We start from the raw sequence: 23,897 nt of genomic DNA on the forward strand, positions 1-23,897 counted from the left end.
GCCGGAACGCGGCATGGCGCCGACCCGACGACCTATCTCATTGTTCCGGCGTCGTTTTCACCGCCCGGACAGGCGGCACCGACGGCGCTCCTGCTATAGAGGGCGGATTGGGTCCCCGCAAGTTTTCGCGCATCGGCGCGGGTTTTCGTTGCGCGGACGCCGGCCGGCCCACAACAATCGCCAAGATCATCGACATCGCGATTCGTCAGGAACCACGTGGCCGGGACCATCGACCCCTCCAGCTATCGTGACGCCATCGTCGTGCTTGGCACGGCGGGCGTCATCGTCCCGTTCGCCAAGCGCTTCCGGGTGAACTCCATCATCGCCTTCATGGCGTGCGGCGCGCTGCTCGGGCCGTTCGGCCTCGGCGGCCTCGTCGCGGAGGTGCCCTTTCTCAGCACGATCACGGTGTCGAGCCCGGACGCGCTGGCGGCACCGGCCGATATCGGCGTCGCCTTCCTGCTCTTCGTAATCGGCCTCGAACTTTCCTATGACCGTCTCGTCACCATGCGCCGGCTGGTCTTCGGCCTCGGCCTCGGCCAGATCGTGGTCTCGGCCTGCCTGCTGGCGCTGATCGCCTACGGCTTCGGCCAGCCGGCGGCGGCGGCGCTGATCATCGGCGCGGCGCTCGCCCTCTCCTCGACCGCGATGGCGATCGAGCTTCTCTCGGCCCACCGGCGCATGACGAGTTCGGCAGGGCGCGCCAGCTTCGCGATCCTGCTCTGCCAGGACCTCGCGGTCATCCCGCTGCTCTTCCTCGTCAGCGTGCTCGGCGCACAGGAGAACGGCTCGCTGCTGACCGGGCTGGTCCAGGCACTGCTGCAGGCAGTGGCGGCGATCGCCACCATCGTTGTCATCGGCCGCATCGCCATGCGCCCGCTGTTCCGGCTGGTCGCCTCCACCGATTCCTCCGAGAGCTTCATGGCCGCGACATTGCTGGTCGCGCTCGGCACGGGGCTGATCGCCGCGGCGGCCGGGCTCTCAATGGGGCTCGGTGCCTTCATCGCCGGCCTGCTGCTGGCCGAGACCGAATATCGCCGCGCCATCGAGGTGACGATCGAGCCGTTCAAGTCGCTGCTGATCGGCGTGTTCTTCCTGACGGTCGGCATGGGGGTCAGCCCGGCCATGCTCGCCGCCCGCCCGGGCAAGATCCTGGCGATCGCGCTCGGCATCCTGGCGGTCAAGACGGCCGTGACCATCGTCCTCGGCCTCCCCTTCCGCCTGTCGCTCGCCGCGGCGATCGAGGCGGCGATCATGGTCGGGCCCGGCGGGGAGTTCGCCTTCGTCCTTCTGCACGCCGCGGCCGCCGCGAGCCTCGTCGACCAGCAGGAGACGGCGCTCGTGCTGGCCGCAGTCTCGCTCAGCATGATCGCCCTGCCCTTCCTGGCGAAGCTGGCACGCGCCGCCGCCGCGCGCGTCGCCGCCCCCGTCGAGCTCCCGGCGGAAGCCGCCGCCCCGCCGCCCGACGACCATGCGCCGCGCGCGCTGATCGTCGGCTGCGGTCGCGTCGGACGCCTCGTCGCCGACATGGTCGAGCGCCACCAATTGCCCTATCTTGCCATCGACAAAGACGCGGCCGCTGTCGCGGCGCTGCGACGCGCCGGCAAGCCGGTCTTCTACGGCGACGCCAGCCAGCCGGCCTTCCTGCGCCTGTGCGGACTCCAGGAGGCGACCGCGCTGATCGTGACGATCGACAATCCCCGCGCCGTCGACGAGACGGTCATGGCGGCGCGCGCCATGCGGCCGGATCTGGTGATCGTCGCCCGCGCGCGCGACGCCAGGCACGCCCGCCATCTCTACGAGATCGGCGTCAACGACGTGGTGCCGGAGACGATCGAGGCCAGCCTCCAGCTTTCGGAGGCGACTCTGGTCGGCCTCGGCGTGCCGATGGGCCACGTCATCGCCTCGATCCACCAGCGCCGCGACGACTTCCGCAGCGAGCTCAGGCCGGCGAGCGCTCGCGGGCGGCGCCTTCCGCGCCACGAGAGGTCGCGAAGACTGTGAGCCGCGGACGTGGCTCCGGCAGCCGCCGCGCTGTGCCGCCCGCCTGAACCACCCGGCGCATATGGCCGTAGAACTGCTCGGCACTGGCCTGCCAGCTATGGCGGCGGGCGAGCTCCAGCCCCGCCTCGCGCGGCAGGCGCAGCGCCGACAGCGCCGCCTGGCGCAGATCCTCGTGCAGCACCGCCGCGCGGCTGCCGGCGAAGACGTCGCTCGGCCCCTGCACCGGGAAGGCGGCGACCGGCAGGCCGCTCGCCGCCGCTTCCAGCAGCACGATGCCGAAGGTGTCGGTCAGGCTCGGGAAGACGAAGACGTCGGAGGAGGCGTAGATCGCCGCCAGCTCCGCGCCCTCGCGCGCCCCGAGGAAATGCGCTTCGGGAAAGGCCTGCGCCAGCGCGCCACGCGCCGGCCCGTCACCGACCACGACCTTGCTGCCCGGCAGGCGCAGCGACAGGAAGGCCTCGAGGTTCTTCTCGACCGCGACGCGGCCGACGCTGAGGAAGATCGGCCGCGGCAGGTCGAGCACGCAGTCGGGCCGCGGATGGAACAGATCGAGATCGACGCCGCGGCCCCAGCGCAGGATGTGCTCGAAACCATGCGCGCGAAGCTCGGCCTCGACGCTGTCGGTCGAGACCATCACGCCGGCCGCCGGCCCGTGGAAATGGCGCAGCAGCCGGTAGCTCCAGCGCTCCGGCACCGGCCAGCGCGCCGAGACATATTGCGGGAAGCGGGTGTGATAGCTCGTGGTGAAGCTGCGCTTCTGCGACAGGCAGACCGAGCGCGTCAGCCAGCCGATCGGCCCTTCGGTGGCGATGTGGATGTGATCGGGCGCGAAATCTGCGATCCGCGCGGCGATGCGCCGGCGCGTCGCCAGCGCCAGCCTGATGTCGGGATAGGACGGCAGCCCGATCTGCGCGAAGCCCTCGGGGGTCAGCATATGCGCGGTCACGCCGAAATCGGGCGCGGCCTGCGCCATGCGCTCCAGAGAGCGCACGACCCCGTTGATCTGCGGACGCCAGGCGTCGGTGGCGATCAGGACGCGCATCACGCCGCCTCACCGACCGGAACCGCGGCGGCGGGCCGGCGCGCCGGCAGCGGCACGGGCAGCGGCGGCAGCCGGTCCTCCAGCCGATGCTGCGGCCAGTGGATGATCTCGAAGCGCCCGTCATGGTGCTCGACCACCGCCGTGCAGCTTTCGACCCAGTCGCCGGTGTTGATGTAGGTCAGCCCGTCGATCTCGCGCCGGGCCGCGTGGTGGATATGGCCGCAGATCACCCCGTCGGCCTTGTGCCGGCGCGCCTCGTCGGCCAGGCACTGCTCGAACTCGCCGATATAGTTGACCGCGTTCTTGACCTTGCGCTTGGCCCAGGCCGAGAGCGACCAGTGCGGCAGCCGCAGCACGCGCCGGACGCGGTTGATGCCATGGTTCAGCACCAGGGCTGCGGTGTAGGCCCAGTCGCCGAGCAGGGCGAGCCATCTGGCGTTGCGCACCACCAGGTCGAACAGGTCGCCATGGATGACCAGCATGCGCTTGCCGTCTGCGGTCTCGTGCACGATGTCGTCGACCAGCGTGATGCCGCCGAACTGCAGGCCGGTATAGTCGCGGAGGAAGTCGTCGTGGTTGCCGGTGACGTAGATCAGCGTCGAGCCCTTGCGGACCTTGCGCAGCAGCTTCTGCACCACGTCGTTATGCGCCTGCGGGAAATACCAGCCGCTCTTCAGCCGCCAGCCGTCGATGATGTCGCCGACCAGATAGATCTTCGGCGCGTCGTAGGCGCGCAGGAAGGCCAGCACCAGGTCGGCCTGCGCGCCGCGCGTGCCCAGATGCAGGTCCGAGATGAAGATGCTGCGAACCTGCTTCGCGTCGTCCTCGTCGCCCATGCCTGCAGCCTCGTGCCGTTGCGATGGTGCGGCGTGTCTCCGATTTGCATTGCGCTTTGATGACGCGGCGGCCAAACCATGCACTGCCTCTGGCAGCTTCGACGACACGTCCGGGAGAGAACGAACATGGATCTTGGTATCGCAGGCCGCACGGCCATCGTCTGCGCCTCCAGCAAGGGGCTCGGCCGCGCCTGTGCACAGGCCCTCGCCGAAGCGGGCTGCACCGTCGTCGTCAACGGACGCGACGCGCAGACGCTCGAAGCCACCGCGAGCGAGATCCGCGCCAGCACCGGGGCGACCGTCGTCGCTGTCGTCGCCGACGTCTCGACCCGCGCCGGCCAGGACGCCCTGCTCGCCGCCGCCCCGAACCCCGACATCCTGGTCAACAACAATGGCGGCCCGCCGCCCAAGCCCTTCCGCGAGGTCTCGCGCGAGGGCCTGCTGGAAGGCGTCTCGCAGAACCTCGCCACGCCGCTCGAGCTGGTCCAGCGCGTGGTCGACGGCATGATCGCGCGCCGCTTCGGCCGCATCGTCAACATCACCTCGGCGAGCGTGCTCACCCCGCTGACCGGGCTCGACGTCTCCTCGGCTGCACGCGCCGGCCTGACCGCCTTCCTCGCCGGCGTCGCCCGCGAGGTCGCGCACGCCAATGTCACCATCAACAACATCCTGCCCGGCGTCTTCGCGACCGACCGGCTGACCAGCTCGACAAAGCGGGTCGCGGCGATGAAGAACATCTCCGAGGAGGAGGTGATGAAGCAGCGCATGGCCGAGATCCCGGTCGGCCGCTTCGGCCAGCCCGACGAGTTCGGCAAGCTCTGCGCCTTCCTGTCGAGCGAGCACGCCGGCTACATCACCGGCCAGAACTTCCTGATGGACGGCGGCTCCTTCCGCGCCAACTTCTGATCGCAATGGTTTGGCCCGCCGTCCCGCCTGCCGCCGGTCGGCCCTGCGCCACCGCCCCTTGGTCGGGGTGCCGCGAATGGGGTAAGTGGGAGGAGTCTTCTATAAGACGCCCGTCCCCGCGCAGGCCCCCTCCTTGTCTCCTCTCCTCGGCATCGGCCTCAAGCTGCTCTCGGCCTTGTCCTTCACGCTGATGTCGGCGGGGATCAAATCGCTCGCGGGCAGCTATCCGATCGGCGAGATCGTCTTCTTCCGCTCCTTCTTCGCGCTGCTGCCGCTGATCGTCTGGCTGGCCTGGCGCAGCGAGTTTCCCGAGGCGCTGCGGACCAACAATCTGCGCGGCCACATGAAGCGCGGCGTCATCGGCTCCACCGGCATGTTCCTCGGCTTCGCGGCGCTGATGCTGCTGCCGCTGACGGACGCGGTCGCGATCGGCTATGCGGCGCCGCTGATCCTGGTGGTGCTGGCCGCGCTCATTTTGAAGGAGCGGGTGCGCATCTATCGCTGGACCGCCGTCTGCGTCGGCTTCATCGGCGTGCTGCTGATGCTGTCGCCGCATTTCCGTGGTGACGCGCTGGCGCAGGGCTTCTCCAGCGGTCCGGCCTTCGGCGCGATGCTGGCGCTGGGCGGGGCTTTCTGCTCGGCCTTCGCCTCGGTTGAGGTGCGTATGCTGACGCGCACCGAGAAGACCGGCGCCATCGTCTTCTACTTCATGTCGCTGACCTCGCTGCTCGGCCTGCTCACCATCGTCATGGGCTGGGTGATGCCCGACCCGCGCGACTTCCTCATGCTCGTCACCATCGGCGTCCTCGGCGGGCTGGGCCAGATCCTGCTGGTCCAGGCCTATCGCTATGGCGACGCCTCGCTGGTCGCGCCCTTCGAGTATTCCACCATGATCTGGGCGACGGCGCTCGGCTGGTTCGTCTTCGGCGAATGGCCGGTGGTCGCCGTCCTCATCGGCTCCGCCATAGTCGTCGCCTCCGGCATCTACGTGATCTGGCGCGAGAAGCAGCTTGGCCTACTCAAGCGCGAAACGCGCGAGGTCGCGCCCTCCCGCCCGACCTGACGCGACGGGTTGCTTGCCGCCCGGTCCGATCCGGGGCAAAGTCCTTTTGGACAAACGAACGTTCGCTTTCCCAAACGGGACGGCCGTAGGGACAGATCAGGACGCAATGGGTATCGAGACCAAGGAACGCGGCGGGCGAGAGATCGAATCCGGTGCCCAGGTGATTTCCGGCCAGCTCGGCAAGACGATCCAGCGCCTGCGCAAGGCCTATAATCTCTCGCTCTCGGAGCTGGCCGAGCAGTCCGGCGTCGCCAAGTCGATCATCAGCCAGATCGAGCGCAACGAGACCAATCCGACGCTCGCCACGATCTGGCGGCTGTCGCAGGCGCTCGACGTCTCGATCGAGCGCGTCCTTTCCTCCAACGAGGAAGAGGCCTTCATCGAGAAGATTCCGCGGCCGGACACCCCGATCCTGGTCTCTGAGGACGGTAAGCTCAAGCTCGCCATCATTGGCTGGATCAAGACGGTCGAATGGCTGCAATGGTACGAGGTCAGCGCCGAACCCGGCGGCGAGCTTGATTCCGAAGGCCATCAGCGCGGCTCGATCGAATCGCTCTCGGTCACCTCGGGCGAGTTCGAGGTCGACGTCGCCGGTACGGTGCAGCGGGCCAAGGCCGGCGAGACGCTGCGCTATCGCTGCGACCGCCAGCATGTCGTGCGCTGCGTCGGCACCCAGCCCGGCACCGCCTTGATGGTCTGCATCCTCAAAGCGGCGGTGATGGACTGACGCCGCGAGGTTGCCGACGATCACCGCGCGCCCGCTAAAATAACAGTCTCATCATTGACGGCTTCGAAACGGGCCGGGCCTTAAGGCTGCATCGGCTTGCGCGCATCTGCATGGGCCCTCGACCACCGATCCGCCGGCCCGATCATGCACCGCGCCCGTTCCAAGACCGATGACGGGAAGCACTTCCTGCTTCTCTGCAAGATATCCGCCCTCATCGGCCTCGCCATCGGCCTCACCTGGGCCGCGCTCTTCGCCGCGACCCAGCATTGGCACCAGGCGGCGAGCCTGGCGCTGCTGGGCCTCTCGGTCGTGCCGTGCTGGCTCATCGCGCGGCGTGGCCATTTCTCGCTCGGCCTGCAGCTGACGCAACTCGCCTGCATGATCTTCGTGATCGCGTTCTCGCTCGTCTTCGACACGCCGACCGAGACGGTCCCGCGCACGACGCACCTGTTTCTCCTCGTCATCGCGCTCGTCGGCTACATGAACCTCCAGCGCGGGCCGTCCCTGTCTCAATGCGCGCTGATCGCTGTCTGCATGGCCGCTTTCGTCGTCCTGGCGGCGACCACGCCGATCTACCCCTTCCCCGAGCCGGTCCAGGACGAGCTGCACGCGGCCAGGGCCTGGGTCAACGCGCTGCTCGTAGCATCCCTGCTCTGCGGCGGCATCCTCGCGATGAGCGCCGAGTTCACCAAGACACAGGCCTCGCGCGAACTGGGCGCAGCGCTGTGGGGCGACCAGTTCGCGCTGTTCTATCAGCCGCAGGTCGACGCGCAGGGTAGGCTCGTCGGCGCCGAGGCGCTGCTGCGCTGGAATCATCCGAAGCGCGGCCAAATCCCGCCGGCCGAATTCATTCCGATGGCCGAGGCCAGTGGCTTCATGCCCCGTCTCGGCAACTGGGTGATGCAGGAGGCCTGCCGCACGCTCTCGGCCTGGCGCGACAAGCCGGAGATGCGCGAGGTGGTGCTGGCCATCAACGTCTCCGCCGCGCAGTTCCTGATGCCGGATTTCGCCGACCAGGTCCGGGCGACCGTGCGCAATTACGGCGTCCGCCCCGCCATGCTGAAGCTGGAATTGACCGAAAGCGTCTTCGTCGCGGACATCGACGCCGTCATCCGCAAGATGAAGGCGCTGAGCGAGGCCGGCTTCGCGATCGCGCTGGACGATTTCGGCACCGGCTACTCCTCGCTGAGCTATCTACGGCAATTGCCGCTGGCACAGCTCAAGATCGACCGCAGCTTCGTGCGCGGCATCACCGACAATCCGCGCGTCGCGGCCGTGACGCGCAACATCGTGCAGATGGGCCAGGACCTCGATCTCGAAATCCTGGCCGAGGGCATCGAGACGCCGGAACAGCTCGCGATGATGCAGGCCTATGGCTGCGCGACCTTCCAGGGCTTTCTGTTCTCCAGGCCCCTGCCGCTCGAAGCCTTCGAGGGGTTCGCGCGGCAGAGCCGGCAGGAGGCCTGATCGCGGGTTGCGTCACGCGCCGGCGGCCTCAGCCCGGATTGGCCTGCGGCCTCGCCGGGCCCTGCACCGCCGGCAGCGACTTGAGATACTCGGCCATCGCCAGCCGGTCGGCATCGGACAGCTGCGCGGTGTTGCGGATCACCACCGCCATCGATCCGCCGACGCTGTCGAAGGACGGGGTGAAGCCGCTCTTGAGCAGCTCGGCGATCTCCTCGACCGACCATTTGCCCAGCCCGCTCTCATGCTGCGTGATGTTCGGCACCCAGCCCTTGCCCTCGGGATCGGGGCCGCCGGCCAGGCGGGTCGCCGGCACGATCGCGCCCAGGCTGTTGCGGGCCGAGTGGCATTCGGCGCAATGCCCGGGGCCGTTGACCAGATAGGCGCCGCGATTCCAGCTCTCGCTCTTCGCCGGATCCGGCCGGAAGGGCGAGCCGTCGAAGAACATCAGCTTCCAGCCGCCGACGATGCGCCGGATGTCGAAGGGAAAGGCCAGCTCGTGCGCCGGCGCCCTGCCCTCCACCGCCGGCAGCGTACGCATATAGGCCAGCAGGTCGTTCAGCGCCTGCGGCGGCATCAGCCGGTAGGAGGTGTAGGGGAAGGACGGGTAGTAGTGATGGCCGCCGGGCGAGACGCCTGCGGCCATCGCCCGGATGAAGTCCGCCGTGCCCCAGTTGCCGATGCCGTCGCGCGTATGCGGCGAGATGTTGGGCACGTGGAACTTGCCGAAGGGCGAGTCCAGCACCAGCCCGCCGCCGAGGCGGGTCTTGTCGTCCTGCCCCGGCGTCGCATGGCAGGAGGCGCAGCCTCCGGCGGCGAACAGCACGCGGCCGTTCTCCAGGTTCGGCGGCGGCAGGGTGCCGATCTCCGGGCCGGGCGAGACCACGCGCGGATCGGTCAGGACGAAGAAGCCGGCCAGCCCCAGCGCGATGAACAGCAGCAGCGTGATCAGCAGGCGGCGCATCCCGTCCCCGTCTTCAGTCGGTCTTCGTCGTCTACGCACCCGGCGCGGTCCGGTTCACCCGCCCGCGCCGGGGCTCGTTCGTCTCAGCGCTTGATCCGATAGGTCTCGTGGCAGCTGCTGCAATTCTTGGTCGCCTCGCCGAAAGCGGTGCGGAAGGAGGCGAGGTCGGTCACAGCCGCGCCCTTGGCCGCGGCCTCGCCGAGGCGGGCGAACGCCGCCTGGAAGCCGGCCTTGTCTTCCCAGATCTTCGGGGAGGCAGTGGTCTCGCCGCCCATCTTCGCGGTCTCCGGATAGAACTCCGGCATCGCCTTGGCGGCGTCGGCATAGACCTTGAAGATCGCCTGCGCCTTGGCCGCGTCGAAGGGCGTCTGCTCCTTGGCGATGGCCGCGCCATCGCGGGTCGCAGCACCGACGGCCTTCATGGCGTCGCGCCGGGCCGCGATCGGGTCGGCCTGCGCGAGAACGGCGGTCATTCCGACGGCCAGGCCGGCTGCAACGAGGACGGTGCGGATCATGCGTCGATATCCCTTACACAGGCCGAGGCCGGAATCGGCCCCGTTTGGAATATCTCCAATCAAGCCGATGACGATGACGGCTCCAAGTCGCATTCGCGTGAGCGGCGGGCGCCCCTTGCGGGACGCCGCAACGCTCAGCCGTGATAGCCGGCCTCCCGCAGGGCGCGGAACACCTTGACCGGCGTCGCCGGCATGTCGATCGCGGTGATGCCGGCCGCGCGGTTCAGCGCGTCGACCATCGCGTTCATCACCGCCGGGCAGGCACCGATGGCGCCGGCCTCGCCCGCGCCCTTCACCCCCAGCGCATTGGTGACGCAGGGCACGTTGCGCGTCTCGAACCGGAAGTTCGGGATGTCGATCGCCCGCGGCAGCGCATAGTCCATGAAGGTGGCGGTCAGCATCTGGCCGCTGTCGTCGAAGCGGATCTCCTCCATCAGCGCCTGGCCGATGCCCTGCGCCGCGCCGCCATGCACCTGGCCCTGCAGCATGATCGGGTTCAGCGTCACGCCGAAATCGTCGACCACGACATAGTTGAGGATCTCGGTGCCGCCGGTCTGCGGATCGACCTCGATCTCGACCACATGCGTGCCGTTCGGATAGGTCGCCTCCGGCGGTTGCCAGCTCTGGTGGACGCGCAATTGCTCGGCACCGGCGCCCGGCAGGGCCGCCAGCGCCTTCAGGTCGATGCTGCGATCGGTGCCGACGATGCGCACGGCGCCGTCGACGATCTCGAGATCGCCGGTGCTGGCTTCCAGCGCGTCGGAGGCGAGCTGCTTGAGATTGCCCGCCAGGATGCCGGTCGCCGCGTCGAGCGCCGCGCCGCCGACGGGAATCGAGCGCGAGCCGCCCGTGCCCGAGCCGGTCGCGATCAGGTCGGTATCGCCCTGCACGACGCGGATGCGGTCCATCGGGATGTCGAGATGCTGCGAGACCAGCTGCGAATAGGCGGTCTCGTGGCCCTGCCCGTTCGACTGGGTGCCGATCAGCACGGTGACCGTGCCGTCCTTCTCCAGCATCACAGTCGCGCTCTCGGGGCCGCCGCCGCCGCAGGCCTCGATATAGCAGGACATGCCGATGCCCCGCAGCTTGCCGGCCTTGCGCGAGAGCTTGATGCGGTCGCGGAAGCCCTGCCAGTCGGCCACTTCCATGGCGCGGCGCATATGGCCCTCGAACTCGCCCGAATCGTAGACCGGCCCGGTCTGCGTCACATGCGGCATCTCGCCGGGCTTCACGAAGTTCAGCGCCCTCACCGCATCGGGGCTCTTGCCGGTCTCGCGCGCGATCGCGTCGACCAGCCGCTCGATGAGATAGGCCGCCTCGGGCCGGCCCGCGCCGCGATAGGCGTCGACCGGCATGGTGTGGGTCAGCACGCCGCGGATCTGCACATGCACCGCCGGGATATTGTAGCAGCCCGGCGTCATCGTGGTGCCGACCCAGGGGATGAAGGGCCCGTATTGCGAGAGATAGGCGCCCATCTCGGCGGCGAGGTCGACCTTGAGGCCGATGAACCGGCCGCGCTTGTCGAGCGCCATGGTCGCAGTCGTCAGGTTGGCGCGGCCATGGGTGTCTGCGAGGAAGTGCTCGGTGCGGTCCGCGACCCAGCGCACCGGGCGCTTGAGCTTTTCCGCCGCCACCATGGCGAGCGGATATTCGCGGTACATGAAGATCTTGGTGCCGAAGCCGCCGCCGACATCGGGCGTGATCACCCGGATGCGGGCCGGGTCGACCTTGAGGATGTTCTTGGCGAGGATGTCGCGCGTGCCATGGCTGCCCTGGCTGCCGAGCGTCAGCGTCCAGCGCTTGGCCGCCTTGTCGTAGTCGGCGATGCAGGCGCGCGTCTCCATGTAGTTGGAGGCGAGACGGTTGTTGACGATGGTGATCGAGACCATGCGGTCGGCCTTGGCGAAGGCGGCCTCGGTCTTGGCGCGGTCGCCCTGCTCGGCCTCGAAGGCGATGTTGCCGCCGCGGTCGGGCCAGACCTGCGGCGCGCCCTCGGCCAGCGCCTCGGCGATGCCCGTGATCGCCGGCAGGGTCTCGAACTCGATCTCGATCGCCTCGGCGGCGTCGCGGGCCTGGAGCAGCGTATCGGCCACCACGAAGGCGATGGCCTCGCCGACATGGCGCACCGTATCGGTCGGCAGCACCGGCACGGGCAGCGACGTCACCGGCTCGCCCGAGGCTGTCTTGATCAGGCCCTTGCAGGGAATGTCGCCGAGATGGGCGATGTCCTCGCCCGTCAGGATCAGGCGCACGCCCTTGCGCTTGCGGGCGGCCTCCTTGTCGACGATCCGGAACTTGGCATGGGCATGGGGCGAGCGCAGCACATAGGCGTGGAGCGCGCCCTCGACCGCGATATCGTCGGTGTAACGGCCCGCCCCGGTGGTCAGGCGCTGGTCTTCGACCCGCCGCACCGGCTGGCCCATTCCGAACTTCATCGGACGCATCGGCAGTTTCCTTCGGATCAGTCTGAAGAAAAAGTGCCGCAGCATAGGCGAGGCGCCGGCCCGGTCAAAGGCTGACCAAGCCGGCGCCTCGATAAAAAGGCCGCGCGGGCCGGCGCTCAGCGAATGACGCGCTGGGCGCTGTCGGCCATGCTGACCATCATGTTGTAGCTGGAGACCAGCCGGTTGGCGTCGCTGGCCGCGCCGCCGCGGCGGACGTCGCCCTTGGTCTTGCCGAGCTTCTCGCGGAAGTCGCGCAGGCTGCCGAGCCAGGAGCCGGCCGAGCTCTCGATCATCGGCACGCCGGAACCGTTGTTGCGGTCCTTGAATTCGTCCATCTCGCGGACCGCCCCGGCATAGCCTGCCAGCGCCACGTCGAAGGCCTTGAGATCGACGACGGGATGGTCGTTGGTCGGCATCAGGTCCATCACCGCGCGGGCGTTGATCATGATGTTGCGGATCTGCCAGCGGGCCGAACGACCTTCCGCCGCCTCGATCGCCGCCAGTTCGCGCCCGTCGACCTCCTTCTTGAAGGCGTTGAGGTGCATGTCGAACTGGGCCCGCTCGCGCAGGAAGGCCTCGGCGGCCGGCACGAGCTTCTCGTGCAGGGCGCGGCCCTCGGCGGCGCCGTCGTCGCGATAGTCCTTGCGGTCGTAATAGCGATAGGCGCGGGTGATCAGCGGAGCGAGCTCCTCATAGGCCGCGATATAGCGCTTGGCGGCTTCGTCCAGCGCCGGCTGGGAGGGCTGCGCCCCGGCCGCGGCCTGCGCCTTCTCGATCTCCGTCTTCACATCGTACAGGCTGTAGAGCCCATAGGTGATGTAGCGCTCCTTGCCGGTCGGGCCGCGCTTGAGGTCCACCCAGCTGGTGTAGCGGTTCCAGGAATCGATGGCACGCAGCGTGCGGTTGGCCAGCGAGGTGTAGGCGTTGGCCTTGGCGATCGCGGCCTGCAGGTCCGCATCCTGCGCGACAACCTTCTTCGCGGCCTGCGGCGCGCCTTGCGCGAACACCGGCGGCGAGACGGACCCGGTGCACAGCAGAGCGGCCACGGACAGACGGAGGAAGCGGGAAGCCTTCATCAGGACACCTTGGTTCGACCACGGCCAGAGCGGGCCGCGCCTGCTTATCGGTGCTTCGGACGGGCGCGGCAACCGTCGCCGTGGCGGCGGCGCTCAGCGCGCGACCGCTTCCCCATGGGCAACCCAGTCGCGGAAGCCGCCGGCGTAATGGGTGTCGACGTCGAGCCCGGCGGACTGCGCATAGGCCATGGCGTGCAGCGAGCGCACGCCGGAGCCACAGGACAGGACGAGCGTCTTGCCCGGCACGGACGGCAGGTCGGCGGGATCGAACTGCGAGAGCGGCAGCGACACTGAACCGGGGATGTGGCCGGCCATGAACTCGTGTGGCTCGCGCACGTCGACGATCAGGATGCTGCCGTCGGCGAGCCTCGCCTTGACCTCGTCGATGTCGAGCGCGTTCACGATCATGCTGGCTTACATCCGGCTGGCGCGGCGCCTGAATGACGGCGGCGCGGAAGGCCCTTGCCTACCGCGCCGCGATCGTCGCGTCGAGATGGCCGCGCTCAGCCCTGCGGCGGAATGCGCAGTACCCAGCCCGGCTGGATCAGGTCGGGGTTCTTCACCGGCGGCGTGTTGGCCTTGACGATCTCGGTGTATTTGGCGCCGTTGCCCTTGCCGTAATGCGCCTCGGCGATCTTCCAGAGCGTGTCGCCCTTCTGCACCGTGTAGAACACGGCGTCGGTGGCGGCGTTGGCGACCTTCAGCTCGGACTCGACCTCGCTGACGCCGGCCGTGTTGCCGAGCGCGAGGATGATCTTCTCGGCTTCCTCGGTCGAGGCGGCCGAGCCGGACACCTTCACCTTGCCGTCGACCACGTCGATCTTCACGTCGGCCGGCAGGCCGTGGCTGGCGAGCTCCTTCTGCAACTCATCGGCGCTGGCCGCCTTGGCCGCGCTGGAGCCGAAGATCTTGGCGCCGGCATCCTTGATGAAACTGAACAGACCCATGTGGTGCACCTCCAGATTGCAGGATGAGCATCAAGCCCTTTCGGCATGGCAAGTTCAAGACGCATGCGTGACCGCCGTCGCGGGCGCGTCTCGCGACTTCCCCCCCGCCTCCAAGACTGGCAAAAGCGGCGCAGACATAAGGCGGGCGCACCGGCGCCCCTCGCGAAAGGCCGCCCGATGACCGCCCTCACCCTCGACCAGGCCCGCACCATCGCCGACGCCGCGCTCGACCACGCCCGCGGTAACGGCCTGAAACCGCTGGCGATCTGCATCCTCGACGCCAGCGGCGTCTGCAAACTGGCAATCGCGCAAGACGGCACCAGCCTGAAGCGCGGCGAGATCGCGCTCGGCAAGGCCAACGGCGCGGTGGCACTCGGCGTCGGCCCGCGCGCCCTCAACAAGATGGCGATCGAGCGCCCTCATTTTATCAACGGCGCAGCGCTCGCCATCGGCGGCCCGCTCGTCCCGGTGCCCGGAGGCGCCCTGATTCGCGACGCCGAGGGCACGCTGCTCGGCGCCATCGGCATCTCCGGCGACACCTCTGACAATGACGAGGCGGCGGCGCTGGCCGGCATCAAGGCTGCCGGCCTCGCGGCCGAGACCGGCGCCTGAGCGCGCGACGCCGAGAACGAAGAGCCGACCATGACAGCCATGAATCCGGACGCCAGCCACGACGGCGCCCCCATCGAAACCGACGTGGTGATCGTCGGCGCCGGGCCCTGCGGCCTCTTCGCCGTTTTCCAGCTCGGCATGCTCGACATCCGCGCGCATGTCGTCGACATCCTGCCGCGCATCGGCGGGCAATGCGTCGAGCTCTATCCCGAGAAGCCGATCTACGACATTCCCGGCTTCGCCGCGGTCACGGGCCAGGCGCTGATCGACAATCTCGCGCGGCAGATCGCGCCCTTCGAGGCCGCCTTCCATCTCGGCCAGATGGTCGAGAGACTGGACGCGGTCGGCACGCCGGAGGCGCCGCGCTTCGCGCTGCGCACCGACACCGGCACGCGCTTTATCGCCAAGGCGGTACTGATCGCCGCCGGCGGCGGCTCCTTCCAGCCCAAGCGCCCGCCCATCCCCGGCATCGAGAGCTATGAGGGCGAGAGCGTCCTCTACGCGGTGCGCCGGATCGAGGCCTTCCGCGACCGCGAGATCCTGATCGTCGGCGGCGGCGATTCGGCGCTGGACTGGACGCTGGCTCTGCAGCCGGTGGCGAAACGGGTGACGCTAATGCATCGTCGCGACGATTTCCGCGCCGCGCCGCATTCGGTCGACCAGATGCGCGCGCTGGTGGCATCGGGCGCCATCGACCTGCGCATTGGCCAGGTGACCGGGCTCGAAGGCGACGGCAGCCGGCTCTCGGCCGTGATCTGTCGCGACGATCGCGGCGGCGGCTTCACCATCGCCTGCGATACGATGCTGCCCTTCTTCGGCCTGACCAAGAAGCTCGGCCCGCTGGCAGACTGGGGCATCGGCCTGACCGAGAACCAGATCGCGGTGGAGACCTCGGCCTTCGAGAGCAGCGTGCCGGGCATCTTCGCCATCGGCGACATCAACACCTATCCCGGCAAGCTCAAGCTGATCCTGTCGGGCTTTCACGAGGCGGCGCTGGCGGCCCATCGCATCCACCGCTACGTCCATCCGGACAAGCGGCTGACCTTCCAGCACTCGACCTCGTCCACGGTGATCCAGGCGAAGCTCGGCTCAGCCTGATCCCCAGTCGTGTGACGCGCGGTGCCAGCAGGCACCGGCGATCGTTCACTGGAAGCGCGGCGAGGCGGCGCGCTGATCCTCGACCGGCAGCTGGCGCGGCTCCGGCGGCTCCAGGCCGAGGCGCGTCGCCGGCGAGCCGGAGGGCCCGCGGCCCGGCGCCGTCGCGACCTCGCTCTGCGGCTCGAGTTTCTCCTCGACCCGCTCGCGCAGCTCGGCGATCGCCCCCTCGACCGGGTGGAAGCTGAAGCGGACCTTGTGCGTGCCCGCCGGCACCTGCACGGCGCGGAACAGCACATTGGCCTTCAGGATCTCGGCCGGGACGCCGTCGACCTCGGCCCGCCACCACGGATGCCAGATGTCGTTGAGCAGCACGAAGCCGGCCCGGTCGGCGCTGACGTCGATCTCGATCTGCGTGTTGCGGTAGCGCGTCAGCCGCACCTCGCCGCGGCCCGGCCCGGCGCCCTGGGGCGAGGCCATCGGCGGCTCGCTCTCGAGCAGCACCACCTGGCGGGGATCGCTCTCCGGCCACTGGCCCGTCGTGGTCATCGCGTCGAAATCGGCCATCTGCCAGCCCGAGACGAACATGGCGCGCGGCAGCGCCCGCGGGTTCTCGTAGACATAGCCGTCGCGCGTGCGGGCAACGAGGCGCAGGTCGCCGTCGTGCAGCCCGCGATCGACCTGGCCGATCGGCACCCGCGAGGCGATGAAGCGCAGGCCGAGCAGGTCGGCGAGGCGGCAATGGTAGGAGGGAAAGAGCGGCGTGAACACCCGCTCCTCCGGCGCCGCGATCGAATCGCGCGTGCCAACGGCGGCCGAGAACTCGGCGAGCCTGAGCGGATTGTAGCCGAGCGTATGGTCGAAACCGTGCACCAGCCCGGCATTCGGCCATTCGAAGCCCATGCCGAGCAGTTCGATCCGGTCGCGCCGCGGCGAGCCGGCGGGCTGCGCCGTCAGCGTCTTGAGCAGGGCCACCGTCTCGTTGCGGGTCTCGGGGCGCAGCACGTCGTAGAGCTCGGGCGCCAGCGCCGTCGACTCGTTCGGGCCATTGTTGACCGCGAGATCGGCGCCGACGAGGCCGCAGACCAGCAGGCTCGCCAGCAGCGGCGCGGCGAGGCCGCGGCGACGGGCGATCACCGCCAGCACCGCGAGCGAGGCGACCGCCCAGCCGACGGCCGAGAGGCTCGGCACCAGCGCGTCGGCGAAATGCCCGCGCTGGCTGGCCATCAGCAGCGACAGGCCGGCGATGAGCAGCGCCGCGGCCAGCGCGACGGCGACCTCGCGCAGGATCGCGACCGGCTTCTCCTCGCTCAGCAGGCGGTGCAGCAGGTAGCCGGAGACGATCGCGCCGAGCCCGCCGATCAGGAAGGTCGCGTCGGCCGGGCGGCGGAAGGCCTTGATGCCGGGCAGGAACTCGTAGGCGAAGTGGAAGAACGGCGTGTAGCGGCCGAGCGCGAACAGCACCATCAGCAGCAGCATGATGCTGAACGGCCGGATGGCGCGGTCCCAGAGCCAGCCGCGGCTCAGGCCAGGCGCGATCAGCAGCAGGAAGGGCAGCGCCCCGGCATAGACCTGCCCCATATTCTGCGAGAGGTAGAGCTCGCCGGCATGCCAGGCCGGGCTGTAGGGCCCCCAGAAATCGACCTTGGGGTCGCGGGCGCCGAAGAGGTCGGCGACGAAGGCCGTGATCAGCGAGAGCGGATGCAGCGAGCCGCGCCCGGCCTCGACGATATCGACCGCCGGCCGCGTCGAGGCCTCGGCGAAGAGCCAGGTCCACAGCAGCGGCAGCGCGATCACCGCCAGCCCGGCGATGGAGGCGGCGGCGATCGGCTTCACGCTGGCGCGCAGGCTGGCCATGCCGCCAGACAGCCAGTGCGCCACCACCATGCCGACCAGCACATAGGCCGCCAGCAGCGCGACCTGGTCGGGCTCGAGCACCATGAAGCCGGCGGCGAGGCCGGCCAGAATGCCGGCTCCGATCGTACCGCGGTCGAGCATGCGCGCGGTCAGCCAGAGCGACAGGCCGAAGAAGCCGAAGCTGGCGATCTGCCCGACATGCTGGACGCGCCAGGCAGCCGAGGCGCCGAAGGCGAAGACCAGCGCCGCGAGCAGGCCGGCGGCAGGATGCCAGCCGCGCTGGCGCGCGAACATCAGCACGCCGAGCCCGCCGCCGAGCAGGTGCAGCAGCACGTAGACGTCGACCTCGCGGAAGCTCGGCGAGGGCGAGATCAGCGCCAGCAGGATCGCCGGCGAGAAGATCAGCGATTGCGGATCGGCCACCTGCGGCGAGCCGCCGAAGACGTTGTGCGTCCAGAACGGCGACTGGCCGGAATGCAGCGCCTGCGCCAGGAACTGAATCTGGGCCTGGAAATGGGCCTTGGCATCGAAGGGGATCGTCACCGATCCGGACAGCCACGGCCAGCTCAGCACGACCCAGGCACACACGAACAGCACAGCCGCCGGCACATAGCCGGAGCCCGTCCTCAATACGGCACGCAAAACGAGCCCCCGGTCGCTGGAGATGGCCGGCGCCCCCCGCGCCGCCGGTCACATGATGGGTGTGATCCGGAGCGGACACTGCATCGGCGCAGTTGAACCGTGGCTGAACGAAATCACCGTTTCGTGATGCTCTCGCGCGGCTGCGCTACCCAGGCGGCGAGCACGCGCCGCTCGGCCTCCGTCATGCCCGACAGGTTGGCCGGCGGCATGGCGTGGGTCAGCACCGCCTGCACCGCGATGGCGCGCCGCTGCCGCGCGATCGCGACCGGATCGTGCAGGAAGACGCCCTTCGGCGCGATCTGGATGCCCGGCCACACCGGCTCGGGCGCATGGCACATGGCGCAGCGGCCGGTGACGATGGTCTCGACCTCGGGCGGCGCCGGCACCAGCCCGGCCAGCGCGATCGGCTTCGTCTCCGGCAGCGGCGCCAGCCCCAGCCGCTCGCGCCCGCCGGGCGAGGACGCCATCGCCACCCAGAAGGCCAGCCAGAGCGCCAGCGCCGCCACGGCCCAGGTCCACCAGGGCGAGCGGGCATGGTCGGCATGGCGGACATTGTAGAAGTGCCGGATCAGCGCGCCGGCCACGATGATCAGCGCCACCAGCAGCGGGATCACCGTCGAATTGGCGTAGGTCACCGGGTAGTGGTTCGCCAGCATCAGGAACAGCACCGGCAGGGTGATGTAGTTGTTGTGCAGCGAGCGCTGCTTGGCCTGCTTGCCGAGCGCGGGATCGGGCTTCTCGCCCGCCATCATCGCCGCGATGGTGCGCCGCTGGTTCGGCATGATCACGAAGAAGACGTTGGCCGACATGATCGTCGCCATCAGCGCGCCGGTATGGATCAGCGCGCCGCGACCGGAGAACACGCTGGCGAAGGCGTAGCTGGCCGCGACCACGTAGCCGAAGCCGAGCAGGCCGAGCACGACGTCGTTGCGCCCCAGCGGCGAACGGCAGAGCAGGTCGTAGAACAGCCAGCCGCCGGCCAGGGCCGCAATGCCGATCGCGCCCGCCGCCAGCGGCGAGAGCGCCATCACCGCCGGGTCGATCAGATAGAGCTCCGACTGGGCGTAATAGACCCAGACCAGCAGGAAGAACCCCGAGATCCAGGTCCAGTAGGCCTGCCATTTGTGCCAGGTCAGCTCGGCCGGCAGCGTCTCGGGCGCCACCAGATATTTGCGCATCGCGTAGAAGCCGCCGCCATGCACCTGCCAGGCGATGAACTGGGTCGGCTTCCCGGCCTCGTTGAGGGGGGCGTCCGGGGCGGCCTTCAGCGAGGCGTCGAGATGGATGAAGAAGAAGGACGAGCCGATCCAGGCGATGGCGGCGATCACGTGCAGCCAGCGCAGGAGCTGGCTTCCCCATTCCACCAGATAGGCGTCGAGCATCGTCCGGTTTCCGCTGCGGCGCCGCGGCGCCTCCCGGCCGACAGGAAACCCCGTCCCGCCGGCCCGTGCAAACGGAACCTTCGCGGGGCGCCCGCGCTTGCCGCCCCGTGCCCTGGCTGCATAATCGCGCCATCGTCACGAGGTGCCCGATGCCGCGTCTTTCGACCCATGTCCTCGACACCATGAACGGGCGCCCCGCCGCCGGCATGGCCATCACGCTCGACTGGATCGCCCCCGACGGCGCCCGCAACCGCGTCGTCCAGACCATCACCAACGCCGACGGCCGCACCGACGCGCCGCTGATGAGCGGCACGCTGGTCACCGGCGTCTACGAGCTCGGCTTCGCGGTCGGCGCCTATTTCCGCGGCCTCGACGCCGCCCTGCCTGAGCCCGCCTTCCTCGACCTCGTGCCGGTGCGTTTCGGCATCGCCGATCCGCAGGGCGACTATCATGTGCCGCTGCTGGTCTCGCCCTGGAGCTACGCCACCTATCGCGGCAGTTGAAACGGGAATCGAATCCGTTTCCAACGGGTTCGGGACGGTTCCAGACTCGTCGTGGCAAGGACTTGAATCAGTCTATGAAGGACGCCCCCTACCCGCGCGACCTGGTCGGATATGGCCGCACCCCGCCGCATCCGCGCTGGCCCGGCGAGGCCCGCATCGCCGTGCAGTTCGTGGTGAACTACGAGGAAGGCGGCGAGAACTGCATCCTGCACGGGGACGCCGCCTCCGAGGCCTTCCTCTCCGAGATCGTCGGCGCCGCACCCTGGCCCGGCCAGCGCCACATGAACATGGAGTCGATCTACGAGTTCGGCTCGCGCGCCGGCTACTGGCGCCTGTGGCGGATGTTCACCGAGCGGCGCCTGCCGGTCACGGTCTTCGCGGTCGCCTCCGCGCTGGCGCGCTATCCGGAGATCGCCGGCTCGATGCGCGAAGCCGGCTGGGAGATCGCCAGCCACGGGCTGAAATGGATCGACTACCGCGACGTGCCGGCAGCGACCGAGCGCGCCGATATCGCCGAGGCGGTGCGGCTGCAGCAGGAGATCACCGGCGAGCGGCCGCTCGGCTTCTATCAGGGCCGCAGCTCGCAGAACACGACGCCGCTGATGATGGCGGAAGGCGGCTTCCTCTACACCGCCGACAGCTATGCCGACGAGCTGCCCTACTGGCTCTCCGGCCCGCTCGGGCCGCAGCTCTGCGTGCCCTACACGCTCGACGCCAACGATATGCGCTTCGCCACGCCGCAGGGCTTCAACAGTGGCGAGCAGTTCTTCGCCTATCTGAAGGATTCCTTCGACGTGCTCTACGCCGAAGGCGAGACCGCGCCGAAGATGCTCTCGATCGGCCTGCACTGCCGCCTGGCCGGGCGCCCCGGCCGCGCCGCCGCGCTCGCCCGCTTCCTCGACTATGTGCAGGGCCATGAGCGGGTCTGGGTCGCGACCCGGCTCGACATCGCCCGCCACTGGGTCCGCCATCACCCGCCGGCCGGCGGCTATCGTCCCTCCGCCATGCCGCGCGCCCTCTTCGTCGAAGTCTTCGGCCGCATCTTCGAGCACTCGCCCTGGATCGCCGAAGCCGTCCACGCGCAGGGCCTCGGGCCCGGCCATGACGATGCCGACGGGCTGCACGCCGCCATGGTCGCGGTGATGCGCGCCGGCGGGGCCGAGCGGCACAGGGCGCTGCTGCACGCCCATCCCGACCTCGCAGGCAAGATCGCGGCCGCCGGCGAGCTGACGCCGGAATCCGCCGGCGAGCAGGGCTCGGCCGGTCTCGACCGATTGACCAGCGACGAGCGCGCCCGCTTCACCGCGCTGAACGAGGCCTACAAGGCCCGCTTCGGCATCCCCTTCATTCTCGCCGTGAAGGGCCTCGACAAATCTGCGATCCTGGCCTCCTTCGAGACGCGCCTGACCAGCACGCCCGAGCAGGAATTCGCCACCGCCCTCGCCCAGGTCGAGACCATCGCCCGGCTTCGCCTCGGCGACCTGCTGCCGGCAGCCAGGACATGAAAGAGATGATCACGAGCGGCATTCCGCCGACGCCGCGGCGCGGCGCCTTCAGGCGCGGCGTCAGCGTTGTTCTCGCCGGCGCGCTCGGCCTCGCGCTCTCCTCCTGCGCGCAGGTGCTCGACCCGCCGCTCAACGCGCAGATCGATACCGCGCCGCGCTTCTCGCCGGATTCGATTCCCGAAGGCCATGGCGACGGCTCGCTGCTGCTCGGTCTCGCCTTCTCCGGCGGCGGCACCCGCGCCGCCGCCTATGCCTACGGCATCCTGCGGCAGTTGCAGGACACCCCCGTGCCCGGCCGGCCCGGAACCAGCATGGCCGACAAGGTGCGCATGGTCTCGGGCGCCTCGGGCGGCGCGGTCACCGCCGCCTATTTCGCGCTCAAGGGCCCGCACCGCTTCGACGATCTGCGCGAGCGCTTCCTCGAGCGCGACGCCGAGAGCAGCCTCAGCACCTCGATTGTCTCGCCCGCCACCATCGCCGGCGCGCTCGGCGGCGGCATCAACGGGCGCGGCACCTTCGCGCGCTGGCTCGACGAGAACCTGTTCGACGGCGCGCGCTACGCCGCCTTCGACAAGCCAGACAAGCCGATCGTCTGGATCAACGCCTCCGACATCTGGAACTCGACACCGTTCCTCTTCACCCACGACACCTTCGCCGCCCTGTGCAGCGACCTCAATTCCCTGCCGATTTCGGAGGCTGTGGCGGCCTCCGCAGCCGTGCCGATGCTGTTCAAGCCGATCCCGCTCAAGGCCTATGGCCCGGTCTGCGGCTACAAGCGCCCGGCCTGGCTGCAGAAGGCGCTCGACGATCCCAACGTCTCGATGCGCGTCCTGGCCGACGCACGCGCCCTGGAGAACTACCAGAACCCGAGCCGGCTGAAATATGTGAAGCTGCTCGACGGCGGCCTCACCGACAATTTCGGCCTGAGTGGCTTCACCATGAACCGCATGGCCTCGGACACGCCCTATGGCCCGCTCTCGGTCCGGCAGGCGGTCAGGCTGCGCACGATGCTCTATCTCGTCGCCGATGCCGGTCGCCGCGAGGACATCGCCTGGGGCGAGACGCTGCGCGGCCCCGGCGCTGCGCAGATGGTCGAGGCCACCGCCAACACCATGGTCGACGCCTCGGTGCGCCATGAATACGATGCGATGCAGCTCGCTTTGGCGAGCTGGCGCCGCGAGCTGGTCGCTTGGCGCTGCTCGCTCTCGCCGGCCGAGGTGCTGCGGCATCGCGGCTCGCTCAAGGGCTGGGACTGCCGCGACCTCGAGATCATCTTCGACGCCGTGTCCTTCGACGATCTCACCCCGCCGACGCAGAACTCCTTCCGCAAGGTCGAGACGCGCCTGGTTCTGCCGCAGGATCAGGTCGAGACCAGCGTCGCGGCCGGCCGCGAGGCGCTGTTGCGCAATCACGGCTTCCGCACCGCGCTGAAGCATGTCCGCACCGGGACGAGCCGCCCGGCCGAGGGCGTCGGCGCCGCGAGCGCCGACGTGGGAGCGGAGCTCGCTAGAGCCCGCTGACCAGATGGCCTCCGTCCACCGCCAGGACGGAGCCCGTCATATAGCGGCCGGCATCGGAACAGAGCAGCAGCAGCGGCCCGTCGAGATCGTCGAGATCGCCCGGCCGGCGCATCGGGATGCGCCGCACCAGCGCCTCGCCCGGCTCGCTGGCGAAGAAGTCGCGGTTGAAGTCGGTGACGACATAGCCGGGCGCCAGCGCATTGACCCGGACCCGGTGGCGCGCCCATTCGAGCGCCAGCGCCTTGGTCATCTGGATCAGTCCGGCCTTGGAGATCGCATAGGGCGCCACGGCCGCCGCGACCCGCTCGCCGAGAATCGAGGCGATGTTGACGATCGCGCCGCCCGTCTCCTGCCCGGCCATGGCCCGGGCGGCGGCCTGCGCCATGAAGAAGCAGCCCTTCAGGTTGACGTCGAGTTGCGCGTCCCACCCCGCCTCGTCGATATCGAGCGCCCGCCGGCTCTCGACCACGCCGGCATTGTTGACCAGCACGTCGAGCCCGCCGAGCCGCTCGCAAACCTCGCGCACCCCGGCCTCCACCGCCGCCACCGATGCGACGTCGAGCGCCAGCGGCAGAACCTCGCCCTTCGCTCCCGCGCAGGCTTCGGCCAGGGCCGCGAGCCGGTCGGTGCGCCGCGCGGCGGCGACGACACGGGCGCCATGGCTGGCGAGAACCGCGGTGAAATGCGCGCCGAGCCCGGAAGAGGCCCCGGTCACCAATACGCGCTTGCCATCCAGATCCGCGAACATCGTCCCTCCGCTCGTGCCGCGCTCCGGCGGCTGGGGCCGAGAGGA

At 69.4% G+C, this 23,897-nt stretch carries 21 protein-coding genes; 10 read left to right on the plus strand and 11 right to left on the minus strand.

Annotated features, from left to right (window positions below):
• Positions 1-216: 216 nt before the first annotated feature.
• Positions 217-2,004, plus strand: a complete 1,788-nt coding sequence (locus ABE438_RS01095) for a cation:proton antiporter domain-containing protein (RefSeq protein WP_346500380.1) — start codon at positions 217-219, stop codon at positions 2,002-2,004.
• Here the strand turns inward: ABE438_RS01095 and ABE438_RS01100 are convergent.
• Positions 1,943-3,046 carry a glycosyltransferase family 4 protein gene (locus ABE438_RS01100; protein ID WP_346500382.1) on the minus strand — a complete coding sequence of 368 codons (1,104 nt, stop codon included), beginning with the start codon at positions 3,044-3,046 and terminating at the stop codon, positions 1,943-1,945. The two genes, ABE438_RS01095 and ABE438_RS01100, sit on opposite strands and share 62 nt — an antisense overlap.
• A complete protein-coding gene (locus tag ABE438_RS01105) occupies positions 3,046-3,882 on the minus strand; it encodes a UDP-2,3-diacylglucosamine diphosphatase (protein WP_346500384.1) in 837 nt (278 codons plus the stop codon). The genes ABE438_RS01100 and ABE438_RS01105 overlap by 1 nt, the downstream gene beginning before the upstream one ends.
• A gap of 126 nt (positions 3,883-4,008) precedes the next feature.
• On the opposite strand from ABE438_RS01105, the gene ABE438_RS01110 reads away from it, so the two are divergent.
• The 4 genes from ABE438_RS01110 (at position 4,009) to ABE438_RS01125 (ending at position 8,045) form a co-directional block, all read left to right on the plus strand.
• Positions 4,009-4,788, plus strand: coding sequence for an SDR family oxidoreductase (locus ABE438_RS01110; protein ID WP_346500386.1), 780 nt, complete (start codon positions 4,009-4,011; stop codon positions 4,786-4,788).
• A 133-nt stretch (positions 4,789-4,921) separates the two neighbouring features.
• Positions 4,922-5,851 (plus strand): DMT family transporter, encoded by a 930-nt coding sequence (locus ABE438_RS01115; protein ID WP_346500388.1) that lies wholly within the window; start codon positions 4,922-4,924, stop codon positions 5,849-5,851.
• Positions 5,852-5,957: 106 nt separating this feature from the next.
• Entirely contained in the window at positions 5,958-6,578 is a 621-nt protein-coding gene (locus ABE438_RS01120; RefSeq protein ID WP_346500390.1) for a helix-turn-helix domain-containing protein, read from the plus strand.
• A 144-nt stretch (positions 6,579-6,722) separates the two neighbouring features.
• On the plus strand, positions 6,723-8,045 hold the full coding sequence (locus tag ABE438_RS01125; RefSeq protein ID WP_346500392.1) for a putative bifunctional diguanylate cyclase/phosphodiesterase: 1,323 nt from the start codon (positions 6,723-6,725) through the stop codon (positions 8,043-8,045).
• A 28-nt stretch (positions 8,046-8,073) separates the two neighbouring features.
• On the opposite strand, the gene ABE438_RS01130 is transcribed toward ABE438_RS01125, so the two are convergent.
• The 6 genes from ABE438_RS01130 to lysM form a co-directional block, all read right to left on the minus strand.
• Positions 8,074-9,006 carry a cytochrome c gene (locus ABE438_RS01130; RefSeq protein WP_346500393.1) on the minus strand — a complete coding sequence of 311 codons (933 nt, stop codon included), beginning with the start codon at positions 9,004-9,006 and terminating at the stop codon, positions 8,074-8,076.
• 83 nt (positions 9,007-9,089) lie between these two features.
• Entirely contained in the window at positions 9,090-9,521 is a 432-nt protein-coding gene (locus ABE438_RS01135) for a c-type cytochrome (RefSeq protein ID WP_346500395.1), read from the minus strand.
• A gap of 134 nt (positions 9,522-9,655) precedes the next feature.
• A complete protein-coding gene (locus tag ABE438_RS01140; RefSeq protein ID WP_346500397.1) occupies positions 9,656-11,965 on the minus strand; it encodes a xanthine dehydrogenase family protein molybdopterin-binding subunit in 2,310 nt (769 codons plus the stop codon).
• A 116-nt stretch (positions 11,966-12,081) separates the two neighbouring features.
• Entirely contained in the window at positions 12,082-13,041 is a 960-nt protein-coding gene (locus ABE438_RS01145) for a YiiG family protein (protein WP_346500399.1), read from the minus strand.
• Positions 13,042-13,134: 93 nt separating this feature from the next.
• Complete coding sequence (locus ABE438_RS01150; RefSeq protein WP_346500400.1) at positions 13,135-13,449, minus strand: rhodanese-like domain-containing protein; 315 nt, start codon at positions 13,447-13,449, stop codon at positions 13,135-13,137.
• A gap of 95 nt (positions 13,450-13,544) precedes the next feature.
• On the minus strand, positions 13,545-13,988 hold the full coding sequence (gene lysM, locus ABE438_RS01155; RefSeq protein ID WP_346500402.1) for a peptidoglycan-binding protein LysM: 444 nt from the start codon (positions 13,986-13,988) through the stop codon (positions 13,545-13,547).
• A 177-nt stretch (positions 13,989-14,165) separates the two neighbouring features.
• Between lysM and ABE438_RS01160 the strand changes: the two genes are divergently transcribed.
• Positions 14,166-14,600, plus strand: a complete 435-nt coding sequence (locus ABE438_RS01160; protein ID WP_346500404.1) for a GlcG/HbpS family heme-binding protein — start codon at positions 14,166-14,168, stop codon at positions 14,598-14,600.
• 39 nt (positions 14,601-14,639) lie between these two features.
• A complete protein-coding gene (locus ABE438_RS01165; protein ID WP_346501019.1) occupies positions 14,640-15,698 on the plus strand; it encodes an NAD(P)/FAD-dependent oxidoreductase in 1,059 nt (352 codons plus the stop codon).
• Positions 15,699-15,743: 45 nt separating this feature from the next.
• Here the strand turns inward: ABE438_RS01165 and ABE438_RS01170 are convergent, their stop codons facing one another.
• Positions 15,744-18,140 (minus strand): hypothetical protein, encoded by a 2,397-nt coding sequence (locus tag ABE438_RS01170; protein WP_346500406.1) that lies wholly within the window; start codon positions 18,138-18,140, stop codon positions 15,744-15,746.
• 167 nt (positions 18,141-18,307) lie between these two features.
• Positions 18,308-19,576, minus strand: coding sequence for a urate hydroxylase PuuD (locus ABE438_RS01175; protein ID WP_346500408.1), 1,269 nt, complete (start codon positions 19,574-19,576; stop codon positions 18,308-18,310).
• Between the two features lie 149 nt (positions 19,577-19,725).
• Here ABE438_RS01175 and uraH point away from each other — a divergent pair, with 149 nt between their 5' ends.
• From uraH to ABE438_RS01190, 3 genes are all read left to right on the plus strand, one after another.
• Positions 19,726-20,079: a hydroxyisourate hydrolase gene (gene uraH / locus ABE438_RS01180; protein ID WP_346500409.1), complete on the plus strand. Its 354-nt coding sequence runs from the start codon at positions 19,726-19,728 to the stop codon at positions 20,077-20,079.
• Positions 20,080-20,153: 74 nt separating this feature from the next.
• A complete protein-coding gene (gene puuE / locus ABE438_RS01185) occupies positions 20,154-21,584 on the plus strand; it encodes an allantoinase PuuE (RefSeq protein WP_346500411.1) in 1,431 nt (476 codons plus the stop codon).
• A 5-nt stretch (positions 21,585-21,589) separates the two neighbouring features.
• Positions 21,590-23,104 carry a patatin-like phospholipase family protein gene (locus ABE438_RS01190; protein ID WP_346500413.1) on the plus strand — a complete coding sequence of 505 codons (1,515 nt, stop codon included), beginning with the start codon at positions 21,590-21,592 and terminating at the stop codon, positions 23,102-23,104.
• Here the strand turns inward: ABE438_RS01190 and ABE438_RS01195 are convergent.
• A complete protein-coding gene (locus ABE438_RS01195) occupies positions 23,091-23,852 on the minus strand; it encodes an SDR family NAD(P)-dependent oxidoreductase (RefSeq protein ID WP_346500415.1) in 762 nt (253 codons plus the stop codon). The two genes, ABE438_RS01190 and ABE438_RS01195, sit on opposite strands and share 14 nt — an antisense overlap.
• Between the last annotated feature and the right edge of the window lie 45 nt (positions 23,853-23,897).

The sequence above is a fragment of the Allobosea sp. TWI1241 genome, from assembly GCF_039673065.1.
GTDB lineage: Bacteria > Pseudomonadota > Alphaproteobacteria > Rhizobiales > Beijerinckiaceae > Allobosea.

Excerpts from the sequence above, each read along its gene's own strand:
- ABE438_RS01100 (WP_346500382.1), bottom strand. The coding sequence starts at position 3,046 with ATGCGCGTCCTGATCGCCACCGACGCCTGGCGTCCGCAGATCAACGGG.
- ABE438_RS01105 (WP_346500384.1), bottom strand. The coding sequence starts at position 3,882 with ATGGGCGACGAGGACGACGCGAAGCAGGTTCGCAGCATCTTCATCTCG.
- ABE438_RS01110 (WP_346500386.1), top strand. The coding sequence starts at position 4,009 with ATGGATCTTGGTATCGCAGGCCGCACGGCCATCGTCTGCGCCTCCAGC.
- ABE438_RS01120 (WP_346500390.1), top strand. The coding sequence starts at position 5,958 with ATGGGTATCGAGACCAAGGAACGCGGCGGGCGAGAGATCGAATCCGGT.
- ABE438_RS01125 (WP_346500392.1), top strand. The coding sequence starts at position 6,723 with ATGCACCGCGCCCGTTCCAAGACCGATGACGGGAAGCACTTCCTGCTT.
- ABE438_RS01130 (WP_346500393.1), bottom strand. The coding sequence starts at position 9,006 with ATGCGCCGCCTGCTGATCACGCTGCTGCTGTTCATCGCGCTGGGGCTG.
- ABE438_RS01135 (WP_346500395.1), bottom strand. The coding sequence starts at position 9,521 with ATGATCCGCACCGTCCTCGTTGCAGCCGGCCTGGCCGTCGGAATGACC.
- ABE438_RS01140 (WP_346500397.1), bottom strand. The coding sequence starts at position 11,965 with ATGCGTCCGATGAAGTTCGGAATGGGCCAGCCGGTGCGGCGGGTCGAA.
- ABE438_RS01145 (WP_346500399.1), bottom strand. The coding sequence starts at position 13,041 with ATGAAGGCTTCCCGCTTCCTCCGTCTGTCCGTGGCCGCTCTGCTGTGC.
- ABE438_RS01150 (WP_346500400.1), bottom strand. The coding sequence starts at position 13,449 with ATGATCGTGAACGCGCTCGACATCGACGAGGTCAAGGCGAGGCTCGCC.
- lysM (WP_346500402.1), bottom strand. The coding sequence starts at position 13,988 with ATGGGTCTGTTCAGTTTCATCAAGGATGCCGGCGCCAAGATCTTCGGC.
- ABE438_RS01160 (WP_346500404.1), top strand. The coding sequence starts at position 14,166 with ATGACCGCCCTCACCCTCGACCAGGCCCGCACCATCGCCGACGCCGCG.
- ABE438_RS01165 (WP_346501019.1), top strand. The coding sequence starts at position 14,640 with ATGAATCCGGACGCCAGCCACGACGGCGCCCCCATCGAAACCGACGTG.
- ABE438_RS01175 (WP_346500408.1), bottom strand. The coding sequence starts at position 19,576 with ATGCTCGACGCCTATCTGGTGGAATGGGGAAGCCAGCTCCTGCGCTGG.
- uraH (WP_346500409.1), top strand. The coding sequence starts at position 19,726 with ATGCCGCGTCTTTCGACCCATGTCCTCGACACCATGAACGGGCGCCCC.
- puuE (WP_346500411.1), top strand. The coding sequence starts at position 20,154 with ATGAAGGACGCCCCCTACCCGCGCGACCTGGTCGGATATGGCCGCACC.
- ABE438_RS01190 (WP_346500413.1), top strand. The coding sequence starts at position 21,590 with ATGATCACGAGCGGCATTCCGCCGACGCCGCGGCGCGGCGCCTTCAGG.
- ABE438_RS01195 (WP_346500415.1), bottom strand. The coding sequence starts at position 23,852 with ATGTTCGCGGATCTGGATGGCAAGCGCGTATTGGTGACCGGGGCCTCT.